This window comes from Streptomyces sp. NBC_00690, from assembly GCF_036226685.1.
Classification (GTDB): Bacteria; Actinomycetota; Actinomycetes; order Streptomycetales; family Streptomycetaceae; genus Streptomyces.
This window is the reverse complement of sequence record NZ_CP109009.1, coordinates 8,020,565-8,041,846: the sequence shown is the minus strand read 5'-3', so window position 1 is coordinate 8,041,846 and position 21,282 is coordinate 8,020,565. Positions and strand designations below refer to the sequence as shown.

Here is a 21,282-nt window from a genome sequence, read left to right as displayed (position 1 = left end):
GGGGCCTCGTAGGGACTCTTCCCAAGCCAAACCGAGCCGTAGAGCCCTGTTCCGGGCGCGCTGCGTATATCGCGCCCGGAACAGGATGGAGCCGATGCCCCGCCGACGGAGCCACACCCCCGTGACCACATGGTCACCACCGACAGGACACCGGCCGTATGTGGGGCCACTCTCAGTCCTCGACCACCGACTCGGCGGTCAGCTACGGATGGCGAGAGTGACCAACTGCCAGACGAACAAGGCATGCACCAACCCGCACACCGTCCAGTTCCCCCCATCACGTGCACCGCAGCGCAGCAGGGACACCCATGCCCCCACCATCACTACGGCCGCCACGATGAACAGTCCCCAAGCCGCGGCCAGCCACACGGGTGAGGACGAGAAGCCTGCGAGTACCTTGACCAACTGCGACACCGTCAGCACGGCAACCGCAGCAATCCAACCGCTTCGGGGAATCTCACCCTGCACACCGCTATCCGCGGAAACCTCTGCCATCTCAAAGCCCTCCCGCACGCTGGCTGGACCCGTCCCAGCGGATCCAGCCAGCAGCACATCAGCTACTAGAGACGGTCATTGAGCAGGAAGAAGATGTCCGCCACGGTGAGCCAGGGCGCGATCCGCTTCACAAGGAACTTGGTTCCTCGGGGCAGCTTGCTGTACCACTCCATGAACCGATACACGTGCGTCAGTGCCTGGTAGAGGCCCGGATACCTCGAAATGATCTTCAGGATCTGCCGCTTCAGCTTCTTCTTCAGCTCTTTCGAGATTCCCTGAGCGCCGATACTGCCGCCCGCGCCCTGGAGCTGAGCCCGCTCGGTAGCCGTGAGACGAGCGACGATCGCCCGGGTCTGCGCGTCGGTGCTCTGCAGGACGCCGTTTGCCGCGCGCTGCGCATCGGCATGAGCCACTCCGGTGACCGCGGGACCGGGTGATCCCTGTGTCGTCGCGGTGGCAACCGGTGCGGCGACGCCGAACGCCACCGCGGCGGCGACGGAGACGGCGATCGCACGGAACTTGTTCTGCGTTCCCCTGCTTTCTTCTCGGTGGATCCGTGGACGAGGCCGTAGAGAATCCGCGTCCACACGGTTGAACGGAGGGCGAGACACCAGCTGCCAAGAGCAAGCCGTCGCCCTGTTCCACTCCGAGTCTTCGACCGCCAGGGTTTGTTGAGCACCCCCCTCCCACCAGGGGAAACAATCCTCTCCATGACAGCTGGCAAGAACGGACCACGCGTGCGGAGACCGTTGGCCGAGCAGACTTACGGCCCCCACCAGGCCGCTCCCCGGAACGCCAGTCATGAAGGCCGTCGGGTACGGGACGGTCACGACACCATTCATTTACGCGGGGTTGCTGCGGCCACGAACGGTGGCTCCACAGTCCGAGCTGCTCCTTGCTCTGTGCTCGACGCCGCACACAGTCCACATCGGAGCGAGTGATCCCGCCCCCGTTGGCCTGACGCGGTATTGACAGCAATAGGGGTCGGCGCGAGGGTGAAAGCTCTTTGCGAGCCCGAGACCGGAGGTCACCCCTTGGCCGGTTCGTCAGCACCTCGTTCGGACACCGACCTCGTCGAACGCGTACGTGACCTCAAGCCGCTCATCCGCTCGCACGCCGCTCGGGCGGAACAGCAGCGGCGGGTGACGGGCGAGGTCGTCGAGGCTCTCACGGATGCCGGGATCCTTCGGATGAACGTCCCCCACCACTACGGGGGCTACCAGACCTCGCTGCGGACCCAGGTCGACGCGTTGAGCGAGGTGTCCGCCGCCTGCGGGTCGGCCGGCTATATGGCGTTGATCCAAGGGGGTACCGCATTCATCGCGGCCCTGTTCCCCGACGAGGCCCAGGACGAGATCTTCACCAGTCCCGATGCACGGGTCGGTGGCACTCTCATCCCCAGCTCGAAAGCCGTTCCGGTGGACGGCGGCTATGTCGTGAACGGAAACTCTCCCTTCGCGACCGGTTGTCAGGACGCCGACTGGCATCTGCTGACCGCGCTGGACGGCACGGGCGAAGGCCCGCCGAAGATGCTGTGGCTGGCCATCCCCATGACCGATCTTGAGGTGCTGGACGACTGGAACGTCACCGGTCTGGCCGGTAGCGGCAGCAACACCGTCGTGGCCCGGGATGTTCATGTGCCCGCCCGTCGTGTCCTGCCGGTGGGGCCGTTACTCGAAGGTACGTTTCCGTCGCAACGGAACAGCGCCGACCCTTTCTACGGGATGCCGGTGATGCTGCTGTTCTGCGCCTGGACGGCTGCGAACGCCCTCGGTCTGGCACGGGCGGCGCTGACGGAGTTCAGCGAGCGCATCCAGCAACGGGGCATCACGTACACCTTCTACGAGCACCAGCACGAAGCCCCGGTGACACATCTCCAGTTCGCTGAGGCCGCGATGAAGGTCTCATCCGCGGAACTACTCACCGCCGACCTGGTGAAACTGATCGAATCCAAGGTGGCCAATGCGGAGCCGTACACAACGGCGGAGCGGGCCCGGATCAGGGGGCAGTGCGGGTATCTGGCGCGATTGTGCAAGGAGGCCGGCGACCTCATCGGGTCCGCTTCCGGTGCCTCGTCGCTGCACCGAGAGGTGCCGATCCAGCGGATCGTGCGGGACCTGAACGCACTGAACCTGCATTCGTTCGTCAACCCCTCAGCCAATCTGGAGTTGTACGGCAGGGTGCTGTCGGGGCTCGACGCCGGGACCCCCTTCCTCTAGGCAGTGTCTTCAGGCGATGCCGCATCTGGCTCCGCCGCCGCGGCATCGCCCACACGATCCCCGAGCGGGCCGCGGCAACCACGAGGGACGATCCGCGGGACCACTGCCAACATCCGCCTGCGCAACCTGAATCACTGACACTTCATCAGTTCTCAAGAGGGCCGGGCTACTTCATGTGGTCCGGCCTCTTGTGTGCACCCCCCGGCATGGACTAGATCTCTTCTCGCGATTGGTACAGATCATCTGACCCCACTCAGACAAGGCCACCAGCATGTTAAGACGCACCTCCGCGTTCCTGGCGACGGCTCTGCTCGCCTCGCTCGTCGCGGGCCCCGCGAACGCTCACGCCGATGACGACGACAGCCCCCGGCTGCCCGGCCACCGGGTGGGCTACTTCACCGCGTGGAGCGCCTACAGCGGCTTCACCGCCAAGAAGGTCCAGGACTCGGGCCAGGCATCGAAGCTGACCGTGATCAACTACGCCTTCGGCAACATCTCCCCCGAGGGCACCTGCTTCGCGGGCAACGTGGCCGACCAGGCCGACGCCTGGGTCGACTACCAGCGCCCGATCGACGCGGCCGACTCGGTGGACGGCGTCGCCGACAACTGGGACCAGCCGCTGAAGGGCAACTTCAACCAGCTGCGGAAGCTGAAGGCGAAGAACCCCCATCTGAAGGTCGTCATCTCGCTCGGCGGCTGGGGCTGGTCCAAGTACTTCTCGGACGTGGCCGCCACCGACGCCGCGCGCAAGAAGTTCGTGTCCTCCTGCGTCGACCTCTACATCAAGGGCAACCTGCCGCAGCTGCTGGACACACCGGGGGGCGGCGCGGGCAGCGGCGCGGGCGTCTTCGACGGCATCGACATCGACTGGGAGCACCCGGGCGGCGACGGTCTGCCGGACAACCATGTGCGCCCCGAGGACGGCCGCAACTTCACCCTGCTGCTGGCCGAGTTCCGGCGGCAGCTGGACGCGGCGGGCGACCGCGGGCGGGGACGCCACCTGCTGACGGCGGCCGTCGCCAACAACACCGACGTCGCGGACCGGCTGGAGCTGAAGAAGGTCGCCCGCCAGGTGGACTTCCTGAACCTGATGACCTACACCATGCACGGCTCCTGGGAGCCGCAGGGCCCGACCAACCACCAGGCGGGCCTCTACCGCGACCCGGCCGACCCCTCCGGCATCTACGGCTACAACGCGGACAAGGTGGTGCGGCACTACCTGGCCGGTGGCCTGCCGGCCCACAAGGCGGTGCTCGGGGTGCCATTCTGGGGCTACGGCTGGACGGGAGTCCCCGCCGGGGCGAAGAACGGCCTCTACCAGCCCGCCACGGGCCCGTCCCCGCGCGGCGGCGGCCAGCTACCCTACAAGGCCATCAAGGACCTGCCGGGCACCGTGCACACCGACCGCGAGTACGGCGCGGCCTGGAAGTACGACGGCACCGAGTTCTGGACGTACGACAACCCGGCCACCGCCGCCCAGAAGGCCCGCTACGCCCAGCGGAACGGTCTTGGCGGCGTGATGGTCTGGTCGCTGGACGGCGATGACGCCCAGGGCTCGCTGATCGCTGCGCTGGACCGCGGGCTGCGGCGCTGACCTGCGGTTGCGACCCGGTGGCGGGCGGGGCGACCCGGCCGCCACCGGATGCGGCGGCCGAATGTGCAGGGGCTGGCTCAGCCAGCGGCTCGTACGGGAGTCGTCGCCCACCAGATCTGTACCTGCACACCACCCGTTACCTTCCTCGTATGGAACGGGCCACCATCCTGAGCAGCATCGCCGCGAGCGGAACCGACACGGCGCCGCAGCGACTCATCGAGCTTGCCGCCGAACTCGACATACCGGCCGCCGACCTTCTCGTGGTCGCAGGCCACCCGGTGCCGGCGGAACTCCTGCCCCCGGAACGCGACACCACGGCCATGAGGCAGTTCGCATATCGCGTCAGTCACTGCGACCACTCGCAGCTCGCCGTGCTGGAGGCTTTCGTCCGCTCGCTACCACGCGGTGCCGCTCCAGATCCCTTCGTGCAGTTGGCGTGGCCGGGCCGCCGTCCCGCCGAGACCAGGTTCGCCGCCGTGCTCGGTACATTGATCCGCAATCGCGGCTTCGGCATCCACGAGCTGCCGTTCATGGGACTGTCCCGCAGCACACTGCAGGGGATGGTGTGTCGCTCGGACCCGAGTCCCCACCGCCGGCTGCAACTCTCTGCTGTGGCAGGTCCGCTGGGCTGGACCCTGCCCGATCTCTTCACGATCGCCGACGAGCCCTACTCCGAGGAACTCCGCCCGATGTTGCACTGCCACCATCTCGGTCGGGTCTTCGCAGCGGCGGTCCCCTTGACCACCGCTCAGCTGATCGAAACCGCGGAGGAGGCGGATCGCCTGAGCGCACGTGAGGACCACGGCGTATGGCAGACCGTCTCGCAGGGCTTCGCCAAGGAGTGTCCGGACCTGCCCTGACAGATAGGGGGCTGCTTGGGTGCCTTCTGGCAGGGCCGGGCGCCTTCACACATGGTCCATGCGGGGCAGCGGTACCCCGCCGTCCGACATCCGACGGCCCGACGCTGACTGCTCAGCGCCAGCCCATGCGAACGTCCCTGCCTCCCGGGACAGGGATCGACCCGCCCCATGAACACGGATACGGCTGTGGCCCCGGACCCGTTTGTTCGGGGTCCGGGGCCACAGCCGTATCTGGGCCGTCCTACGGGGTGAGTGCGGAGGTCACCGCCGTGAGCAGTTCGCCTCCCGCGGTGTCACCGCGGAGATTGGACAGGAAGGCCCCGCCCATTCCGTTCTGCTTCATGTAGGCGGCCTTGTGCGTGATCGTCGCCGGTGTGTCGTAGGTCCAGAACTCGGTGCCGCAGACCGCGATGGCGCCCTTCCCCAGCTCTCCGGTGGGTGCGCACCGGGGCTTGATGGCCCGATAGTCGTCCAGTCCCGGCCCGGAGGCGCCGTTGGCCGGGCCCGTCGCGTTGTACTCGTTCGGCCAGGGCCTACTGGTGATGCCCTTCCAACCCCATGCGTGCGTGGGGATGCCGAGCACCACCTTGTTCGGATGGATGCCCCGCTCCGTCAGATTCCATATGTCGTGGGAGACGTGCCGACCCTCGTCATACACCTCCCAGTTGACCAGGGGGGCTTGGGGAGCCGTCGCATGGGACCAGAGCGTGTCGTGGGGGTGGTAGTAGTCGAACGCCTTCACGTTGTACCAGTCGATGTGCGCCGCTGCTCCGGGAAGGTCCGCCCGCCCGTATGTGCTCTTCCCTGCCTTGCGGCCGAGAGTTACCGTCAGAAGCTTGCTGCTACCCAGCGCGCTCCGCAGCTCCCTGGTCAAGGGGGTCACGGCTGCCGCGGCACCCAGATCGCAGGTGCCCTTGCTGGGGCAGATGGGGAACTCCATGGCCAGGTCGAGGCCGTCGAAGAGGCCGGCCCAGCGCGGGTCGTTGAGGAGCTGTGCGCAGGAGGCCGCGAACGCGGCCGGGTTCTGCCGCGCCCCGGTCCAGCTACCAGTCTGCTCGGGTCCTCCGAAGGACCACAGGAGCTTGAGGTTCGGGTACCGGGCCTTGAGCTCGCGCAGCTGGTTCAGATAGCCGCGCAGGGGCTGGTTCGCGGTGTCGGCCTGTCCGGAGACGCTGTTCCCCGCGGTGAAGGACCTGTTCAGGGCGGCGTTGTGATCCCCGATGCCGCACTGGCCGTTGGTGACCGTGCCATAGGCGTAAGTGAGGTGGGTGAGCTTGGCCGCGGAGCCGCCCGTAACGAGTTCCTTGGCGTGGAAGCCGCGTTCGTGACTGCCCTTCTCGGTGAAGACACCCATCACGACCGGCTTCGCCGGCATCGACGGTGTGGTGCCCGTCGTGGTGACCGTGATGGCGTTGCTGGCCCAGCGGCCCCCGTTGCTGGCCACTGCGACCGCTGAGAGCGCATATCGCCTGCTGGGGACGAGACCGGTGTACGTGAAGGTGGTACCGGTCGTGGTCCCGACGACCGACTCGTTCTTCAGAGCCTGGTAGTGGACGACGTCTATGGGCCCGGTGGGCGCGGTCCAGCTCACGGTGACCGTGGTGTCCGTGACCGCGATGACGGTGGGGGCTCCCGGATGGTTGCTGTCGTCGGCCTGTGCCGGGCTCGTCAGCGCCGTCAGCAAGCCCAGTAGGACCGCAAGTCCCGTCAATATCGCGGCGGTCCGAGATCTCGGACCGTGTGCGAGGCGAGTTCCCATCGCTCCTCCTCTGATTTGGAAGTGACAGTGATCGCACCGCATCCAGGGCCAGTAGCTGCGTCCGCCGCGGTCTGGGACAGACGCTAGGGGTGGGCGAGTGGTTGGGCAACGATCATGAGACGACTCCCACGCAGGTGAGAACGTTTCTCACCGATGGCGCGATGGACACCCATCTCTTCCAGCCATAACGTCCTGGAACACTCCGCAGCGCAGAGGCGAGCGCGATACCTCCCCGCGGTACCGCAACCCTCGCCCGACCGGCTTGGCGGTGGTAGCCGGGAAGCCTTCACCCGGGGGCGGACATCACATGTACGGCCTACGGATATACGCGACGCGACGGGACATGGCATCCCCTGCACTCTCGCCACCAGGTGTCACCAGATGTCACCAGGCGTTACCCAAGGTTCGACCGAGTCGAGTACGGCGGGGCCGTAGCACTTACCCACCGCCGATCCCTCGGGGCCGGCCGAGCCAGCCAGCCCCGAGCACACTCCCCCGAGACGGACGGCCGGGCCCGGACAGGGTTCGGGCGACTCGACCGGCCGATACCACCGACCGAATCACAAAACCTGCGATAGAGGAGCAAACTGATCAATATAGCGCGAGCGACCACACCCGAAGGGGCAGTGAGGTCACGGAGCCCATGGCCGTGCCGACCGAGAGGGCTACCGGACGTCGAACAGGGGTTTCAGGGCCTAGGTGCGAGCCTGAGTGCCGCAAGCAGGAGTGAGGAGGTGAGCCGTGGCAGTGCAGGGCAGTCCCGGGAGCGAGGATCGGCCGCCACCGAACGCGCCGCGGCACCGGTCCCCCGATGCGAGCGGGCCCACTGACCCCGCGGCACCGTCGGACCCGGAAGCCGTCCAGGAGCCCGACCCGGCAAGCCGGACACCTCCCCGAGCCAAGCCCGGTCCACCACCCGAACAGCCCACGTCGGGCCGACCCACCGCACCCCCTGCCGCCACCTCGGATGCCGTCCATCCCACCGATCCCGATCCCACCGATCCCGATGAGGCCGGTCCCGATACGGTGGATCCCGATACGGCCGAGTCGGGCCCTGCGGAATCCCGTGCCATCGCCCGGCCGCCCACCCTCCGCGAAAGCGTCATCCGACTGCTGAGCTGCCCAGACGCTGACACTCTGCTCGCCACGGCTCTCGATGTGGCGCTCGCGGGCATCGCCCCGGATGCCGGGGCCGTCTTCATCGCCGATGCGGACGGCTGGCTCCGCCTCGCCGGGCACCGGGGAATGGACACGGACCTCATCGAACGGTTCTCGGTGGTCGCCCCCGACTCCACACTGCCGCTCGCCACCGCCGTACGGGAACAGCGGCCCGTCTTCGGCATGGCCGAAGAGCTCATGGTGCGGTATCCCGACCTGGGCGAGCTCCTGGACGTCGCCATGGACTACGTCGTCCTGCCGCTGATGGTCGATGACCGGTCCCTCGGGGGCCTGGTCGTACGGTTCTCCCGGGCCAGCAGTCTGGCCGCGGAGGACGAGCAACTGCTGACCATGGTCGCCGATGTGTTCGCGCACCGGCTGGAGCACCTGCTCGTACTGGAGGTGTCCGGCCCACTCGCCGCCGTGCCCGCGGCCGATTCCGCCACGGGCCGACTCAGCCGGCGAACCCGTCTGGAACTCGCCATGTCCAGCGGAAACATCGGGGCCTTCGAGTGGGACATCGGCACGGGCACTCTCATCTGGGACGAGCGCACGGTCAAATTGTTCGGCATCGAGTCGGACGATTTCGACTCGCGTCTTGCGTCCTTCGAGAACGCCATCCACCCGGACGACCGAGCAGCCGTGCAGCAGGCGATCGCGGAGAGCATGGAGACCGGGGAATACCACGTCATCTGCCGTGCGGTCTGGCCCGACGGCTCCCACCACTGGTTGGAGGCCAAGGGCAAGGTCGAGCGTACGGAGAACGATGAGCCCGGGAACATGGTCGGTGTGGTGTGGGACATCTCCGAGCAGCGGGAGCGCGAGGCCCGGAGGGAGGCCCGCAGGGAGTTCGTCCTCCGGGTGACCAGCGCCTTCGCCGCCGCACTGACCACCCAGGAGGTCCTGGCCGCCATGACGGGCACCGTCCTGCCCGAGCTGGGCGCCCATGCCATCGCCATCCACCTTGAGCACGACGGACGGCTCCTCCTCGCGGGCGCCGCCGGCTATCCCGAAGAGACCATGGAGCGGCTGCGCCTGCTCGGAGCGGAAGGCGACGGTCCGATGGCCGCGGCGCTGCGCGCGCAACACCCACTCTTCTTCCGGACGCGCAAGGAGTACGTCCAACGCTTCCCCGCCCACCGGTTCCGGCCTTCCCCCGGCCACCAGGCGCTTGTCTTCATGCCACTGGCCTCGGCGGACGGCACGGTCGGAACGTGTCTCATCTCCTACTCCGAACCGCGCGCCTTCGGTTCCGACGACCAGATCATCATTGCGGCCGTCGGCAGCATTCTCGCCCAGTCCCTGGCCCGCGCCCGGCTCTCCGACCTCTTCCGCCATCGGATGACCGAACTCCAGGAACTGATGATGCCGCGGACCCTGGACCAGCTGACGGGGTTCGAGATCGCCGCTCGCTACCTCCCCGCCGCGGAAGGCATGCAGGTCGGGGGCGACTGGTTCGACATGATGCCGCGCGATGACGGCGGCGCCTCGTTCGTCATCGGGGACGTACAGGGCCACAGTGCACAGGCCGCCGGAGTCATGGGACAGCTGCGCACCGCGCTGCGGGCACACGCCTCGGACGGATACCGAGCAGAGCATCTGATGGCACGCGGCAATCAGACCCTCTGGGGTTTGGACACAGAACGCTTCGCCACCTGCTGCATCGTCGATGTCGCCCCGCCCGGAAGCCTCCAGATCGTCCGGGCCGGCCATCCCAGCCCACTCCAGTGCGAGCCGGACGGAACCGTGCGGGAGCTGGACGTGCCCGGCGCGCTTCCCCTGGGCTACGCACCGGATGACCGGTATCCCGTCTTCCACGGCCAACTTCAACCGGGCGCCACCCTGCTGCTCTACACGGACGGTCTGGTGGACCGGCCGGATCGCCCGTACGACCAGGCGGTGGCAGCCGTGTCCACCGCCCTTGGCCAGTGGATGAGGGAGGCCAGGGACGGCAGAGCCGACACACGATCCGATCTGGAGGAACTCGCCCACCTCCTGGTGTCCGACGCGTTCACCGCCCCCGGATACGACGACGTGGCGGTACTGCTGATCCGGCGACTTCCCCTCACCTGAACCCACCCGGGGCACCGGGACTCCCGCGCCCGGCCCGGAGGCCGCGGAAAAACACACCGTAACCCGGGTGGGATTCCCACCAACCTCCGACGGTCACGGCCGGCCACCTACGCCCGCCAGGAGTGCCGTTCGCCCGCCCAGAGCCTCGGAGAACTGGTCCACGACCCGCGTGAGGGACTCGGCCGTGCCCGGTGCGACGGTCACGATTCCGTCGTCGCCCACCACGATGTCCTTGTCGAGTGTGAACCAGCCCTGCACGATGTGTCCGGCCCCCATGGAGCTGAGCACCGGGCGCAGGGCGTAGTCGATCGCGAGGACGTGTGTCGTGGTGCCACCGGTCGCCAGCGGCAGGACGGTCTTTCCGGCCAGGGCGTACTGCGGCAGGAGGTCCAGCAGGGCCTTCAGCACCCCGGAGTAGGCGGCCTTGTACACGGGCGTGCCGATGACAACTCCCTCCGCGCGGTCGAAGAGCGCGGTCGCCGCAACGATCGCCGGGTCGCTGAAGTCGGCCTTGAGCAGTGCCTCGGCGGGGAGGGTACGGACGTCCAACGGGATCACCTCGTGTCCCTGGTCCTTGAGCCGCCGGTCCAGGTGACGTAGCAGATGTGCGGTGCGCGAGGCGGCGGAGGGACTTCCGGAGACGGACAGGACGGTGGCCATGGTGGGCCCTTCGGGAGTGTGGGGTTGATGGGGGATCGCCGCCGCGGCAGAGCGGCGCAGGCGCTGTCACAGGGCCGATTCGGAGCCCTCTTCGGAAACGATTTCGGTGCCGACGGCTGCCAAGGGATCCCACCGAAGTGGCGGTCCTCGGGGCCGTTTCGCGGACAGTACGCGGGTACGGCGGAGCAGCCCTCGGCATGGGCGGGCGTGACAGTGCCCCAGAGTTGGGAACAGGTGGCTGAACGGGTGGGACGACACCGAGGGGGTCCTCGGGCGCGGTGCGGCAGAGTGGGCGCTCCCGCAGGACCATCCGTACGCGGACTCAGTGTTGGGGATTGCTCAGCGCATGCGTACGAGGGTGTCGCAACGGTGGGAACCGGCCCGCAACGGGGTTACCGAGGGGGAAAGCCGGGCGGCCGGCTCGCTGCTGTGTCAGGCACAACACGCCGCGGACCACACCCGGCCGAAGTCGATGTGATCACGGGTGACCAGACGCTGATCGGCAGTCATACGACTAATTGAGCAGTACATCGCCCTTCTCGTCAACCACGGTCCGCATGGTGCAACGGCGTTGGACCATGCCCGTGCATGGTGGGGAGGCGACCCGCTGATCATGCTTCCCCCAGTGCGCAACGTATGGCGAGCGGAGTTCTGCGGCGTACCCGGTTTATGGCCGGGTGGCGGCGCGGCGTTCGGTCGGTGGCAGGAGCAGGACCTCCAGCGCGGCGGCGCAGGCCCGTGCCTGGTCGGCGAACCAGGACAGGCGATCGTCCGTGAGCACAGCCGGTGTCGCGCGTAGGGCGAGGGCGAATCGGGCCCGTTCGGTGTGGTCGAACACGGGCACCGCCACCGTACGGACACCGAGCGCCGATTCGCCGTCGTTGACGGCGTGGCCCCGCTCGCGCACCCTGTCGAGTTCGGTGCGCAGCGCTTCCGGGTCGACGATGGTGCGGTCGGTGAAGGCGACCAGTCCCGGGAGTGCATCGACCGGGTCAGGACCGTCGCCCGGCCAGGCGAGGAGAACCTTGCCGAGGGCGGTGGAGTGCAGCGGCCGGCGCAGGCCGATGCCGGTGTTGTGATGTACCGAACCGCCGACCAGGATCAGCGCATGGACACCGTCCCGCAGGGCGAGGTCGGCGGTGGCCCCGGTGCGGGCCGCGAGGTCGGCGAGTTCCGGGACGGTGAGGTGCAGTCCGCGTTGGTGGTAGGAGAGTTGGCCGAGTTCGGTGACGGCGGGGCCCAGTCGGTAGCGGGCGGTGTGGGCGTCCTGTTCGAGGAATCCGGCCGCCACCAGGGTCCGCGCCAGCCGGTGGGCCGTTGAGACCGACAGTGCGGTGCGGCGCGCGATGTCCGAGGCGCTCAGGGGAGTGCCGTTGTCGCGGAAACAGTGCAGGACGCCGAGCGCCCGGCTCACGGCCTGCGATCCGGTCGGGGCGGTGGCAGCCGGCTGTCCGTGCCCGGGGTCGGGGTGCGCCGTAGGCGCGGCGGTCCGTGAACGCCGGGCGGGACGTGGTCGGGCCGTGGCTTCATCAGATGAGCTTCCCATGATGTGGCAGCCTTCCCCGACTCGGCGTTCGGGTCAACTCGCCCTGCCCTGGCGGGAGAAGTGTGAATGCGTTTCCAGAGGATGAACAGAAGGCCGAATGTCCCACGATGTGGGAAGCAACTTGTCCCTGCGGCAACGGCCGTGCAAGAGTCGCGGCACCGATCCAGCCACTGTCGAGAGGAGCACCGCCGTGACCGTCCACCGGACCCTCACCGCCCTGGTGCCCTCGGTGACGCCTGCTCTCAGCAGCCGTCGCCACATCGACCTGGTCCGGGTCGCCAGCTCCGGCTGTCGCTGACCCGCACCCAGGCCCCGCGCCGCCACCATTTCACTCGTCCCGCAGTGTGACGTTCCCCAAGCGGGCGCACACACCTGACCGGGCGGCGGCGTCCCGCTGCTGATGCGTACTGCTCCGGCACCGTTCCGGCAGACACCCACGCACCCTCCCTACGCCCCCGTGTTCCCGGACGTCCGTCCGTCGATCCGTGCGGCGGTCATCACCGTCTCTCCGGCCGAGAAGGGCCCATGACACATTCCGCGACACCCACCGCCCTGTGGTTCACCCGTTGCCCCGTGCCCACCGCCACCGGAATCGCCGCCGATCTCGGCTGGCTGGCCGACGAGTTCGCGCCCGACGGGATCGCCGTTCGCTCCCTCCAGGACGCGCCCGCCGCCACCGCCCGCGACCATCACTACACCCACGCCCTGGACGGACTCTTCCGCGAGGGCGGCAACGTCCCCGCGCTGTGGGCCCGTTCACGCGGCGAACCCACCCGACTGATCGGACTCACCTGGATCGAGGAACGCCAAGTCATCCTCGTTGCCGCCGACTCCGCCGTCCATGAGCCGGCCGGACTGCGCGGCAAAAGGCTCGCCATCCCCCGACATCCGCTACCGATCGACTTCTGGCGGGCGATGGCCCTGCGCGGCTTCGACGGCGCGCTGTCCACCGCCGGCCTCTCCCTCGCGGACACCGTCCTCGTCGACGTACCCGCCGACGCCCACGCCGACCAGTGGTCCGCCGAACTCGCCGCCCTGCGCGAAGGCACCGTCGACGCTGTGTACGCCAAGGGGGCAACGGCCCTCGCGGCAGCCGCCCGGTACGGCGCACGGATCGCCGTCGAACTCGACGACCACCCCGACCGTCGCACCCGGATCAACAACGGCACCCCCCGCCCGATCACCGTCCGCGAAAGCCTGCTGGAAGAGCGGCCTGACCTGGTCTCCCGCTATCTCACCGTCCTCGTCCGAGCCGCCGACTGGGCGGCCGACCACACCGACGAGCTCGCCGGGGTACTGAGCCGGGAAACCGGTGCGGACGCCGTGAGCGTGGCCGGCGCCTACCGAGCACACAGCCATCGCGATCTGCACATCGACCTCTCCGACGAGCGCCTCGACCTGCTCACCCAACAGGAACACGCCCTGCGCGCCCACGGCTTCCTCGCCGCCCCCGTCGACGTTCGGGACTGGGCCGCACCCGAACCCCTCCGCCGGGCAGCCGCCCACGGCCACCACCTCGCCACCGCCAAGGACCCCCAGTGAATCCCCTGAACCGCCGGACCGCGCGCACCACCGCCGCCGCTCTCGCCACCACCGCCGTCCTCCTTCCGCTCGCCGCCTGCGGTACCGCCGAAGGGAACACGACGGGCGACAAGAAGTCCGTCGTCATCCGCATCCCCGACCCCAAGAACTCGGGTGTCCTCGCACTCGGCAAGAAGGACGGCAGCCTCGACAAGGCGCTCGCCCGGGTCGGCGCGCGGGTCGAATGGACGGGCAGCAGCGGGCCGTTCGCCCCCGCCGCCCAGGCCCTCAACGCCGACCAGTTGGACATCGCCACCGGATCCATCACCTCCGGAGTCACTGCCCTCACCCAGAAACCCGGATTCAAGCTCTTCAGCGCCATCACCCCGGACGGCGCGGGCGAGGGCATCCTCGTCCGGAAGGACTCCGGCATCAACACGGTCAAGGACCTCGCCGGACGCAAGGTCGCCGTCAATGAGGGCGGCACCGGCGAGTACCTCCTCCTCAAGGCGCTCGCCCGGCACGGCGTTCCGGCCGACAAGGTCGAACGCGTCTATCTACGCCCCGACCAGACCGCCTCCGTCTACAAGACGGGCCAGGTGGACGCCTGGGCGTCCTGGGCCGCCTACTCCGTCGCGGAGCTCGGCAGCGGCGACTCCCGCTTCGTCGCCGACGGCGCCGCCGTCGGCTCGGACAACTACAGCTTCCACGCGGTGCGCACCGGCTTCGCCGAGCAGCATCCCAAGGTGGTCAAGGCCCTGTACGACTATCTCCGCACCGGCAGCGTGACCCAGAAGGCCGCCCCGGAGAAGTACGTCAACGTCTTCACCGACCGCGGGCCGACGGCCGTCACCGGTGCGGCCAAGGAGCTCCAGCTCCGCATTCTGCGCGAGGGCGGGACCGTCGAACAGATCGGGGCCGACGACATCAAGCGCTTCGAGTCCGTGGCCCGCTTCTACCTCGAACAGAAGGTGCTCAGAAAGCCGGTCGACGTCAAGCCCCACATCCTCGACGTCGAGGCCCTGGGATGAGCACCGCGACCCGGCCCGCCGACAAGCTCGTCGCCCCACGGCCCGACCTGCCCCGCGATCGACCGAGAGCCGTCTCCCTCACCGTACGGGCCCTGGGCCCACTGCTGCTGATCGGCGCCTGGTGGACCTCGTCCGCCACCGGACTGCTCACCCCCGACATCCTCGCCGGACCCCCCGATGTCCTCCGTGCGGTGGGTGAACTGTGGGGCAACGGCGAACTGCCCGACGCCCTGGCCGCCTCCCTCACCCGCTCCGGGATCGGACTGCTGCTGGGACTGGTCGCCGGCGTCGTCCTCGGAGTCGTCACCGGCTTCAGTAGATCCGGGGACGAACTCCTCGACTCCTCCCTCCAGGCGATGCGCACGATCCCCTTCCTCGCCCTGGTTCCACTGTTCATGGTCTGGTTCGGGATCACCGAGACGGCGAAGATCCTGCTGATCGCCTTTGCGACGACGTTCCCCATGTACGTCAGCACCGCGGGCGGAGTGCGCGGCACCGACCGCAAGCTCCTGGAGGCGATGCGCTCCTTCGGGATGGGCCGGCTGGCGCTCGTCCGTGAGGTCGTCCTGCCCGCAGCGCTGCCGTCGTTGCTGTCCGGACTGCGGCTGTCCATGACCCTGAGCGTGATCGCACTGGTCGCCGCCGAGGAGATCAACGCCACCGCGGGCATCGGCTATCTGATGGCCCAGGCCCAGGCGTACGCGCGAACGGACGTCCTTGCCGTGTGCATCCTCGTGTACGCCCTGCTCGGGCTCACCGCCGACGGCATCGTCCGACTGCTGGAGCGGTTCCTGATGCCCTGGCGCACGCTGGGGGCGGTCCGATGAGCGACTTCGCCGATGCCGCTGACACTGGCACCGCCGTTCAGGTCCGCGGACTGCGTCGGGTGTTCGGGGAGCGGGCCGTTCTCGACGGACTGCATCTCACCATCGCCCGGGGCGAGTTCGTCGCCCTGCTCGGTGCCAGTGGCAGCGGCAAGACCACTCTGCTCCGCATCCTCGGCGCACTCGACCGCTCCGACGGTGGCCAGGTCCTGGTGCCCGAGGCCCGCACGATCGTGTTCCAGGAACCCCGTCTCGTCCCCTCGAAGAGAGTCCTCGCCAATACCGTCGTCGCCATGCCGCGCGGCGCCGCCACCCGGGAGACCGGGCTGCGGGCACTGCGTGAGGTGGGCCTCGCCTCACACGCCGATGCCTGGCCAGGCACCCTGTCCGGTGGCGAGGCACAGCGCGTCGCCCTCGCCCGCGCCCTGGTGCGGCGCCCCGAACTCCTCCTGCTGGACGAGCCGTTCGCCGCGCTCGACGCACTCACCCGGCTACGGATGCAGGACCTCGTGGGGGACCTGTGCCGCCGCTACCGCCCCGCCGTCCTCCTGGTCACCCATGACGTGGACGAAGCCGTCCGACTCGCGGACCGGGTCGCGGTGCTGCGCGACGGACGCCTCGTCACCGACGAGACGGTCGGCCTCGACCATCCCCGCGACCCCGCGCACCCTGCCTTCGCGGCCCTGCGCCGCCGTCTGCTCGGCGACCTCGGTGTGCACCAGCCCATTCACCACGGCCCGCCGTCCCCGACACCCGCGACACCCGCAAACTCCGCAACCACACCCGCACCCGCACCCGCACCGACTGGAGCGACCCTGTCATGACCATCACCATCGGCGTCCACGCCAACAACCCGACCCTGACCTATCTCTCGCGACTCGACCACGCGCAGCGGGCGCTCGCACCCTTCGGTGAGACGGTCGCCTTCCACCACTACACCAACGGGATCACCACCGGCGCCCTGCTGAGCGAGGGGACGTTCGACTTCGGCGGCACCGGCTCCACCCCGCCCATCACCGCACAGGCCGACGGCCACGACATCGTGTACACCGCCGTCTCCGCACCCCGCCCCGACCACGGCGCCCTGCTCGTCGCCGCGGACGGACCGGTCCATGACATCACCGGGCTCAAGGGCGGCACCGTCCATCTCTCCATCGGGTCGTGGCAGACCCATCTGCTCGCCAAGGCACTCCACTCCGCGGGACTCTCCTACGGTACGGACGTCACACCCACCGCGGCCGGACAGGACAGCGCACGACTCCTCGCAGAGGGCACGATCACCGGCTGGATCACCCAGGGCGCCGACCTCGCCGCCGCGGTGCGCAGTGGTTCCGCCCGAGTCCTCCTGCGCTCCGGCGACGTCATCGCCGACCGCTCCGTGTTCTTCGCCCGCCGCGACTTCGCCGAGCGGCGCCCCGAGATCGTCGCCGCCCTGGTCACCTCGCTCCAACAGGCCGACGACTGGGCCGCCGCACACCCCCAGGAGGCCGCCCGGATAGCCGCCGACGAACTCGGAGGCACCACCGACGACTGGGAGACGGCCCTCGCCGCCCTGCCCTGGCACATCGAACCGGTCACGGAGACGTTCCTCGCGGAACAGCAGGAGGCCGCGGACATCCTGCACCGCGCGAAATTCCTGCCCCGCGCGGTCACCACCGCACACGCCGTCGCGCATGCGGCGGGCTGAGCGATGGCCTCCGAATTCCTCTGGTACATCATCCCCCGCGAAGGCTCCTACCCCTGGGAACCCGAGGGCCGTCGCCCCGTGGACCTGGGCTACCTCCAACAACTCGCGGGTACCGTGGAGCGCCTCGGGTACAGCGGTGCGCTGCTCGCCACCGACCTGCACGACGTCTGGACGCTGGGCAGCGCCCTCGCCGCGTCGACAGGGCCCGGATTCAAGCCACTGTTGGCCGTCCATCCCGGACTGATCGCACCGACCCTGCTCGCCAAGATGGCGCTGACGTTCGACACCCTGTTCGGCGGGCGGCTACGGTTCAACGTCGTCAACGGCTCCACCACTTCCCTACGGGAGTACGGCCTGCACGTCGAGCACGATGAACGGTACGCGCTCAGCGCCGAGTACTGGTCGATCGTGAAACGACTGACCGCGGGTGAGGTGTTCGACCACCAGGGCCGCTACTACGATCTGCGGGACGCGGGCGCGGGGCTGCGCGAACTCACCCCCGTCCAGGAACCACACATCCCCTTGTGGTTCGGCGGGTCCTCCCCCGCCGGAATCGAGATGGCCGCCGAACACGTGGACGTCTACCTCACCTGGGCCGAGCCGCCGCACCTGTTGAAAGAAAAGCTCGACCGGGTACGCGCACGGGCCGCCGCGTACGGGCGGGAACTGCGCATCGGACTGCGGGTCCATCTGATCGTCCGGGACACCGAGGACGCGGCGTGGGCTGCGGCCGACCGTCTGCTGGACGTCACCAGCGAGGCCACCTACGCCCGCCAACTCGGGGTGAAGGCGACGGAGGACGGCGTCGGCTGGCAGCGGCAGTTCCGGCACGGCGGCCGGATCCCCGCCAGAGCCCGCGATCTGGAGGAGCACCGCAACATCTGGCCGGGCATGAGTCTGTTCCGACCGGGGCCCGGTACGGCGGTCGTGGGCTCCACCGCTCAGGTGGTGGAGCGACTCGCGGAGTACGAGTCCCTCGGCGTCGACACCTTCATCCTGTCGGGCAACCCGCTGCTGGAGGAGGCGTACCGGGTAGCGGAAACGGTTCTTCCGGCACTGGGCGCCCAGCGGAAGCAGCGGGCGTAGGGAGCCGACCCGGCCGGAACCGGGTGCGGGCACCACCGACGAGTCGACCCGGGACCATGTCGCGGCACTGCTCCGCCCCACGCCACCTGACGCTGTGCTCCGGGCTCCGCCGGCAGACACCCGTTGGCCGTTCTCGCCCCACCGCGCGTTGCGGTGGGGCGAGGACGCGTCCGGTGCCGCAGCCACCCGACGGAGGCCGAGCCCTCACCGTCAGACGGACACGACCGCCTTGTTCCGCATCAGGAAGTCGCCGATGTAGTCCTCGTGCGGAAGGTTCCCGTCGCTGTGCACGGTGGGCACGTTGACGTGGACGTTCCCCACACTCGGCGCCCGCAGCAGCGCGCCGACCAGTTCCGCGTCCCCGGTGATCGCATTGACCACCAGGGAGTTGCGCAGCGGACCGACCCCGTCCGCCGCCGTCCAGGGCGCGACGAAGACACAGGGGAAGGGCAGTTCGGTGCCGAGGAGCCGGTCCCGGGGGTCATCGACCGCGAAGACCGCAGGGCCGAGCACCACACCGCCATCCGGATGTGGAGTCGCCACCTCCTTGAGCGGTATCTCGGCGAGGGCGTGGGACGCGCTCCGCTCCAGCTGGCCGAGCAGTTCGTCCGCCGACTCCCTGGTCACCCGGGGTCCGAGGTGCTGCCCGGTGGTCTGCCGCTCGCCGGCCCGACCGCGGAGCACATCGGCGAGTTCGCGGGCGAACCTTCGATGGTCGCCCTCGACGAGTACGGCCGTCGTGTTCACGCACGCCGCGCCGGACAGCGCAGCGACCGAGTCCGCGACGGCGTCGAGGACGGCGGGCGTGAGGTGCTCCCGGGTCACCAGGGTCTTGGACCGGCCCGGGCCACCGACCTTGATCGTCGAAGTGGAGCCGTACCGGGCCGCGACATCGGCCCCGCCGTAGACGAACCCGAGATCGGCGCGGCGCAGCAGGGTCGGCACTCCCCCGTGCGTCGTGGGCAGATATACGGCACTGCTGTCGGGGAAGCCTGCCGCTCGCAGCGCCAGGATCACCCGGCGGGCGGTGAACGGTTCGCGGCGGGAGGGCCGCACAGCGACGCGGTACCCGAGGGCGAGGGCCTGGAGCCAGCCGTTCTGGATGGTGGGCGCGTTGCCCGAGAGCACGGCCGCGACGGTCTCGCCGCGCCGTGTCCAGACTCCGCTTCCGGCTCCGTCGGCGGCCTCCTGCCAGGAGCGGACCGAGCCGTTCGGCCGGGCCCGGTCGGCCCGTGCCGGTGCCTGGGCGATGGCCGCCGCGACGGCCCGGCTGAGCTCCTCGGTGAGCCGCGCATTGTGCCCGGAAGCCCGGTTGACGTACCCGAGGTGTTCTTCGAAGGAGAGCCCGCCCAGCTCGTCGTCCAGGAAGCGCCGCGATGCCTCCGCCAGCCGCTCCGCCCGCTCCTCGGTGGGCAGCGGTTCGGCCCGTGCCTGGGCTTGAAGGGTCTGTGAGATGAGCAGGTCGGGTGCGAGCGAGAGGGAGGCGAGCGGGCGCCCGTCGACTCCGTACAGGATCTCGCGTGCCCGGGTGGTGTGTTCGCCGCGGTGGGTCAGCAGCGGCAGCGACAGGAGTTCGTCGTCTTCGGCGATGCCAAGAGGGGTCTGTGTCATCAGTACACCCCCTCGATGACCGGCTCCCCGTCGAACGCGGCGAGCGGCCGGGGCGAGCCCAAGGAGTCGCCGACGGCCCCTTCGGGAGCGGGCAGGCGGATGACCGAGTCCCGCTCGACATTGTTGGGGATGAACACCCCGCTGCTGATGTGGGTCATGCGTACCTGTCCCCGTTCGCCGTACGCAACGGGCCTGCGGGTCTCGGGGTCGACGACGGTGAAGACGACGAAGGGCGAGTAGCCGTCGTAGACGGTGGCCGAGGCATCGGTGCCGGGGCGCACCCGGGCCGTGGTCAGGACCATGGTGCTGCCGTAGAGGTTCTGGATGACGGTGTCGGGGAAGATCTCGGCGATGACGTCGCGCGTGTCGTCGTCGAGGTGTGCGCCGGCGAAGGCCAGGTAGGTGAGACGGTGCCGGAGCCGTTCGGTCAGCTCGTCGTCCAGCAGCAGTTCGGAGAAGATCGGCGGGGTGATGGTGATGGCCGCGATGTTCTGGGTGCGGATGATGTGACCGAGTTGGTCGGTCAGATGGGTGAGGTAAGCGTCGGGGCTGCCGCCCGACAGGATCTGCCTCTTCACCCAGCGCGGGTCGATGTCGACGGTGTGGAGGACGGAGCCCAGGGCCTTGGCCTGGAGACGGGTGGTGTGCCCGAAGGCGTGCGGTCCCGAGGGCATCGCCACCAGCCACGGTGCACCGGCGGGGAACCCGGCCGCCCGTAGCTCGGCCGTCTTCCAGCGGAGGGCCCGTTTGATCCAGCGATCGGTGTAGAGGAGGCGTTTGGGCGCGCCGGTCGTCCCACCGGTCTCGAATACCGACGGGGGCGGTTCATGGGCCAGTCCCCTCGGTATGAGGTCCTCGACCGGTCTGTCCCTCAGGTGCTCGGCGATATCGGGGAACCGGGCGAGGTCGTCGTAGGAACGGATGTCGGAGAGGGGATCGAAGTCCAGCTTGCCCGCGAGCTCCAGCCACAGCCGGGACCCGGTGTCTTCCGAGAAGTGCCAGCGCAGGGCGGCCTGCAGATACTCGTCCGGGTCGATGGGCGCGGTGACTGCGGGTTCGTCGAGGTCTGCCAGTGCGTCGAGGTCTGCGCGTTCTTCAAGTTCTTCGAGTTCGAGGAGTGAACGTGTCATCAGTGCTCCACATCGAGGGGCTTGCGTC

18 protein-coding genes are annotated in these 21,282 nt (G+C 69.1%); 11 read left to right on the top strand and 7 right to left on the bottom strand.

Features of this window, described 5'->3' with window-relative positions; all coding sequences use genetic code 11:
• Window positions 1-198: 198 nt before the first annotated feature.
• Together OID54_RS34710 and OID54_RS34705 are read right to left on the bottom strand one after the other, a co-directional pair.
• Complete coding sequence (locus OID54_RS34710; protein ID WP_329026145.1) at window positions 199-495, bottom strand: hypothetical protein; 297 nt, start codon at window positions 493-495, stop codon at window positions 199-201.
• 65 nt (window positions 496-560) lie between these two features.
• The gene (locus tag OID54_RS34705; protein WP_329026143.1) at window positions 561-980 is read right to left on the bottom strand and encodes a hypothetical protein; all 420 of its coding nucleotides are present in this window, start codon (window positions 978-980) and stop codon (window positions 561-563) included.
• Between the two features lie 549 nt (window positions 981-1,529).
• On the opposite strand from OID54_RS34705, the gene OID54_RS34700 reads away from it, so the two are divergent.
• The 3 genes from OID54_RS34700 (at window position 1,530) to OID54_RS34690 (ending at window position 5,168) form a co-directional block, all read left to right on the top strand.
• A complete protein-coding gene (locus OID54_RS34700; RefSeq protein ID WP_329026141.1) occupies window positions 1,530-2,714 on the top strand; it encodes an acyl-CoA dehydrogenase family protein in 1,185 nt (394 codons plus the stop codon).
• A 271-nt stretch (window positions 2,715-2,985) separates the two neighbouring features.
• Window positions 2,986-4,308 carry a glycoside hydrolase family 18 protein gene (locus tag OID54_RS34695; protein WP_329026139.1) on the top strand — a complete coding sequence of 441 codons (1,323 nt, stop codon included), beginning with the start codon at window positions 2,986-2,988 and terminating at the stop codon, window positions 4,306-4,308.
• 149 nt (window positions 4,309-4,457) lie between these two features.
• A complete protein-coding gene (locus tag OID54_RS34690) occupies window positions 4,458-5,168 on the top strand; it encodes a hypothetical protein (protein ID WP_329026137.1) in 711 nt (236 codons plus the stop codon).
• Window positions 5,169-5,409: 241 nt separating this feature from the next.
• On the opposite strand, the gene OID54_RS34685 is transcribed toward OID54_RS34690, so the two are convergent.
• Window positions 5,410-6,927 carry a glycosyl hydrolase family 18 protein gene (locus OID54_RS34685; RefSeq protein ID WP_329026135.1) on the bottom strand — a complete coding sequence of 506 codons (1,518 nt, stop codon included), beginning with the start codon at window positions 6,925-6,927 and terminating at the stop codon, window positions 5,410-5,412.
• Between the two features lie 741 nt (window positions 6,928-7,668).
• Between OID54_RS34685 and OID54_RS34680 the strand changes: the two genes are divergently transcribed.
• On the top strand, window positions 7,669-10,158 hold the full coding sequence (locus tag OID54_RS34680) for a SpoIIE family protein phosphatase (RefSeq protein ID WP_329026133.1): 2,490 nt from the start codon (window positions 7,669-7,671) through the stop codon (window positions 10,156-10,158).
• A 93-nt stretch (window positions 10,159-10,251) separates the two neighbouring features.
• Here OID54_RS34680 and ssuE read toward each other — a convergent pair whose 3' ends face one another.
• A complete protein-coding gene (gene ssuE, locus OID54_RS34675; RefSeq protein WP_329026131.1) occupies window positions 10,252-10,818 on the bottom strand; it encodes an NADPH-dependent FMN reductase in 567 nt (188 codons plus the stop codon).
• A gap of 667 nt (window positions 10,819-11,485) precedes the next feature.
• Window positions 11,486-12,232 carry an IclR family transcriptional regulator gene (locus OID54_RS34670; RefSeq protein WP_329027956.1) on the bottom strand — a complete coding sequence of 249 codons (747 nt, stop codon included), beginning with the start codon at window positions 12,230-12,232 and terminating at the stop codon, window positions 11,486-11,488.
• Between the two features lie 322 nt (window positions 12,233-12,554).
• On the opposite strand from OID54_RS34670, the gene OID54_RS34665 reads away from it, so the two are divergent.
• From OID54_RS34665 to OID54_RS34635, 7 genes are all read left to right on the top strand, one after another.
• Window positions 12,555-12,662 (top strand): putative leader peptide, encoded by a 108-nt coding sequence (locus OID54_RS34665; protein WP_329026129.1) that lies wholly within the window; start codon window positions 12,555-12,557, stop codon window positions 12,660-12,662.
• A 227-nt stretch (window positions 12,663-12,889) separates the two neighbouring features.
• On the top strand, window positions 12,890-13,906 hold the full coding sequence (locus OID54_RS34660) for an ABC transporter substrate-binding protein (RefSeq protein WP_329026128.1): 1,017 nt from the start codon (window positions 12,890-12,892) through the stop codon (window positions 13,904-13,906).
• A 5-nt stretch (window positions 13,907-13,911) separates the two neighbouring features.
• Window positions 13,912-14,916 carry an NrtA/SsuA/CpmA family ABC transporter substrate-binding protein gene (locus OID54_RS34655; protein ID WP_443055820.1) on the top strand — a complete coding sequence of 335 codons (1,005 nt, stop codon included), beginning with the start codon at window positions 13,912-13,914 and terminating at the stop codon, window positions 14,914-14,916.
• Window positions 14,913-15,743 carry an ABC transporter permease gene (locus OID54_RS34650; protein WP_329026123.1) on the top strand — a complete coding sequence of 277 codons (831 nt, stop codon included), beginning with the start codon at window positions 14,913-14,915 and terminating at the stop codon, window positions 15,741-15,743. The genes OID54_RS34655 and OID54_RS34650 overlap by 4 nt, the downstream gene beginning before the upstream one ends.
• Entirely contained in the window at window positions 15,740-16,564 is an 825-nt protein-coding gene (locus tag OID54_RS34645; protein WP_329026121.1) for an ABC transporter ATP-binding protein, read from the top strand. Before OID54_RS34650 ends, OID54_RS34645 begins: the two co-directional genes overlap by 4 nt.
• A complete protein-coding gene (locus OID54_RS34640; RefSeq protein WP_329026119.1) occupies window positions 16,561-17,427 on the top strand; it encodes an ABC transporter substrate-binding protein in 867 nt (288 codons plus the stop codon). Before OID54_RS34645 ends, OID54_RS34640 begins: the two co-directional genes overlap by 4 nt.
• Before the next feature lie 3 nt (window positions 17,428-17,430).
• Window positions 17,431-18,513: an LLM class flavin-dependent oxidoreductase gene (locus OID54_RS34635; protein WP_329026117.1), complete on the top strand. Its 1,083-nt coding sequence runs from the start codon at window positions 17,431-17,433 to the stop codon at window positions 18,511-18,513.
• Between the two features lie 210 nt (window positions 18,514-18,723).
• Here OID54_RS34635 and OID54_RS34630 read toward each other — a convergent pair whose 3' ends face one another.
• A complete protein-coding gene (locus tag OID54_RS34630) occupies window positions 18,724-20,124 on the bottom strand; it encodes an aldehyde dehydrogenase family protein (RefSeq protein WP_329026115.1) in 1,401 nt (466 codons plus the stop codon).
• A complete protein-coding gene (locus OID54_RS34625) occupies window positions 20,124-21,254 on the bottom strand; it encodes an AMP-binding protein (protein ID WP_329026114.1) in 1,131 nt (376 codons plus the stop codon). Before OID54_RS34625 ends, OID54_RS34630 begins: the two co-directional genes overlap by 1 nt.
• Between the last annotated feature and the right edge of the window lie 28 nt (window positions 21,255-21,282).

What these genes read in the sequence shown, in the direction of transcription:
- OID54_RS34645 (WP_329026121.1), top strand. Translation starts at nt 15,740, where the DNA reads ATGAGCGACTTCGCCGATGCCGCTGACACTGGCACCGCCGTTCAGGTC.
- OID54_RS34710 (WP_329026145.1), bottom strand. Translation starts at nt 495, where the DNA reads ATGGCAGAGGTTTCCGCGGATAGCGGTGTGCAGGGTGAGATTCCCCGA.
- OID54_RS34625 (WP_329026114.1), bottom strand. Translation starts at nt 21,254, where the DNA reads ATGACACGTTCACTCCTCGAACTCGAAGAACTTGAAGAACGCGCAGAC.
- OID54_RS34650 (WP_329026123.1), top strand. Translation starts at nt 14,913, where the DNA reads ATGAGCACCGCGACCCGGCCCGCCGACAAGCTCGTCGCCCCACGGCCC.
- OID54_RS34640 (WP_329026119.1), top strand. Translation starts at nt 16,561, where the DNA reads ATGACCATCACCATCGGCGTCCACGCCAACAACCCGACCCTGACCTAT.
- OID54_RS34630 (WP_329026115.1), bottom strand. Translation starts at nt 20,124, where the DNA reads ATGACACAGACCCCTCTTGGCATCGCCGAAGACGACGAACTCCTGTCG.
- ssuE (WP_329026131.1), bottom strand. Translation starts at nt 10,818, where the DNA reads ATGGCCACCGTCCTGTCCGTCTCCGGAAGTCCCTCCGCCGCCTCGCGC.
- OID54_RS34635 (WP_329026117.1), top strand. Translation starts at nt 17,431, where the DNA reads ATGGCCTCCGAATTCCTCTGGTACATCATCCCCCGCGAAGGCTCCTAC.
- OID54_RS34695 (WP_329026139.1), top strand. Translation starts at nt 2,986, where the DNA reads ATGTTAAGACGCACCTCCGCGTTCCTGGCGACGGCTCTGCTCGCCTCG.
- OID54_RS34685 (WP_329026135.1), bottom strand. Translation starts at nt 6,927, where the DNA reads ATGGGAACTCGCCTCGCACACGGTCCGAGATCTCGGACCGCCGCGATA.
- OID54_RS34690 (WP_329026137.1), top strand. Translation starts at nt 4,458, where the DNA reads ATGGAACGGGCCACCATCCTGAGCAGCATCGCCGCGAGCGGAACCGAC.
- OID54_RS34660 (WP_329026128.1), top strand. Translation starts at nt 12,890, where the DNA reads ATGACACATTCCGCGACACCCACCGCCCTGTGGTTCACCCGTTGCCCC.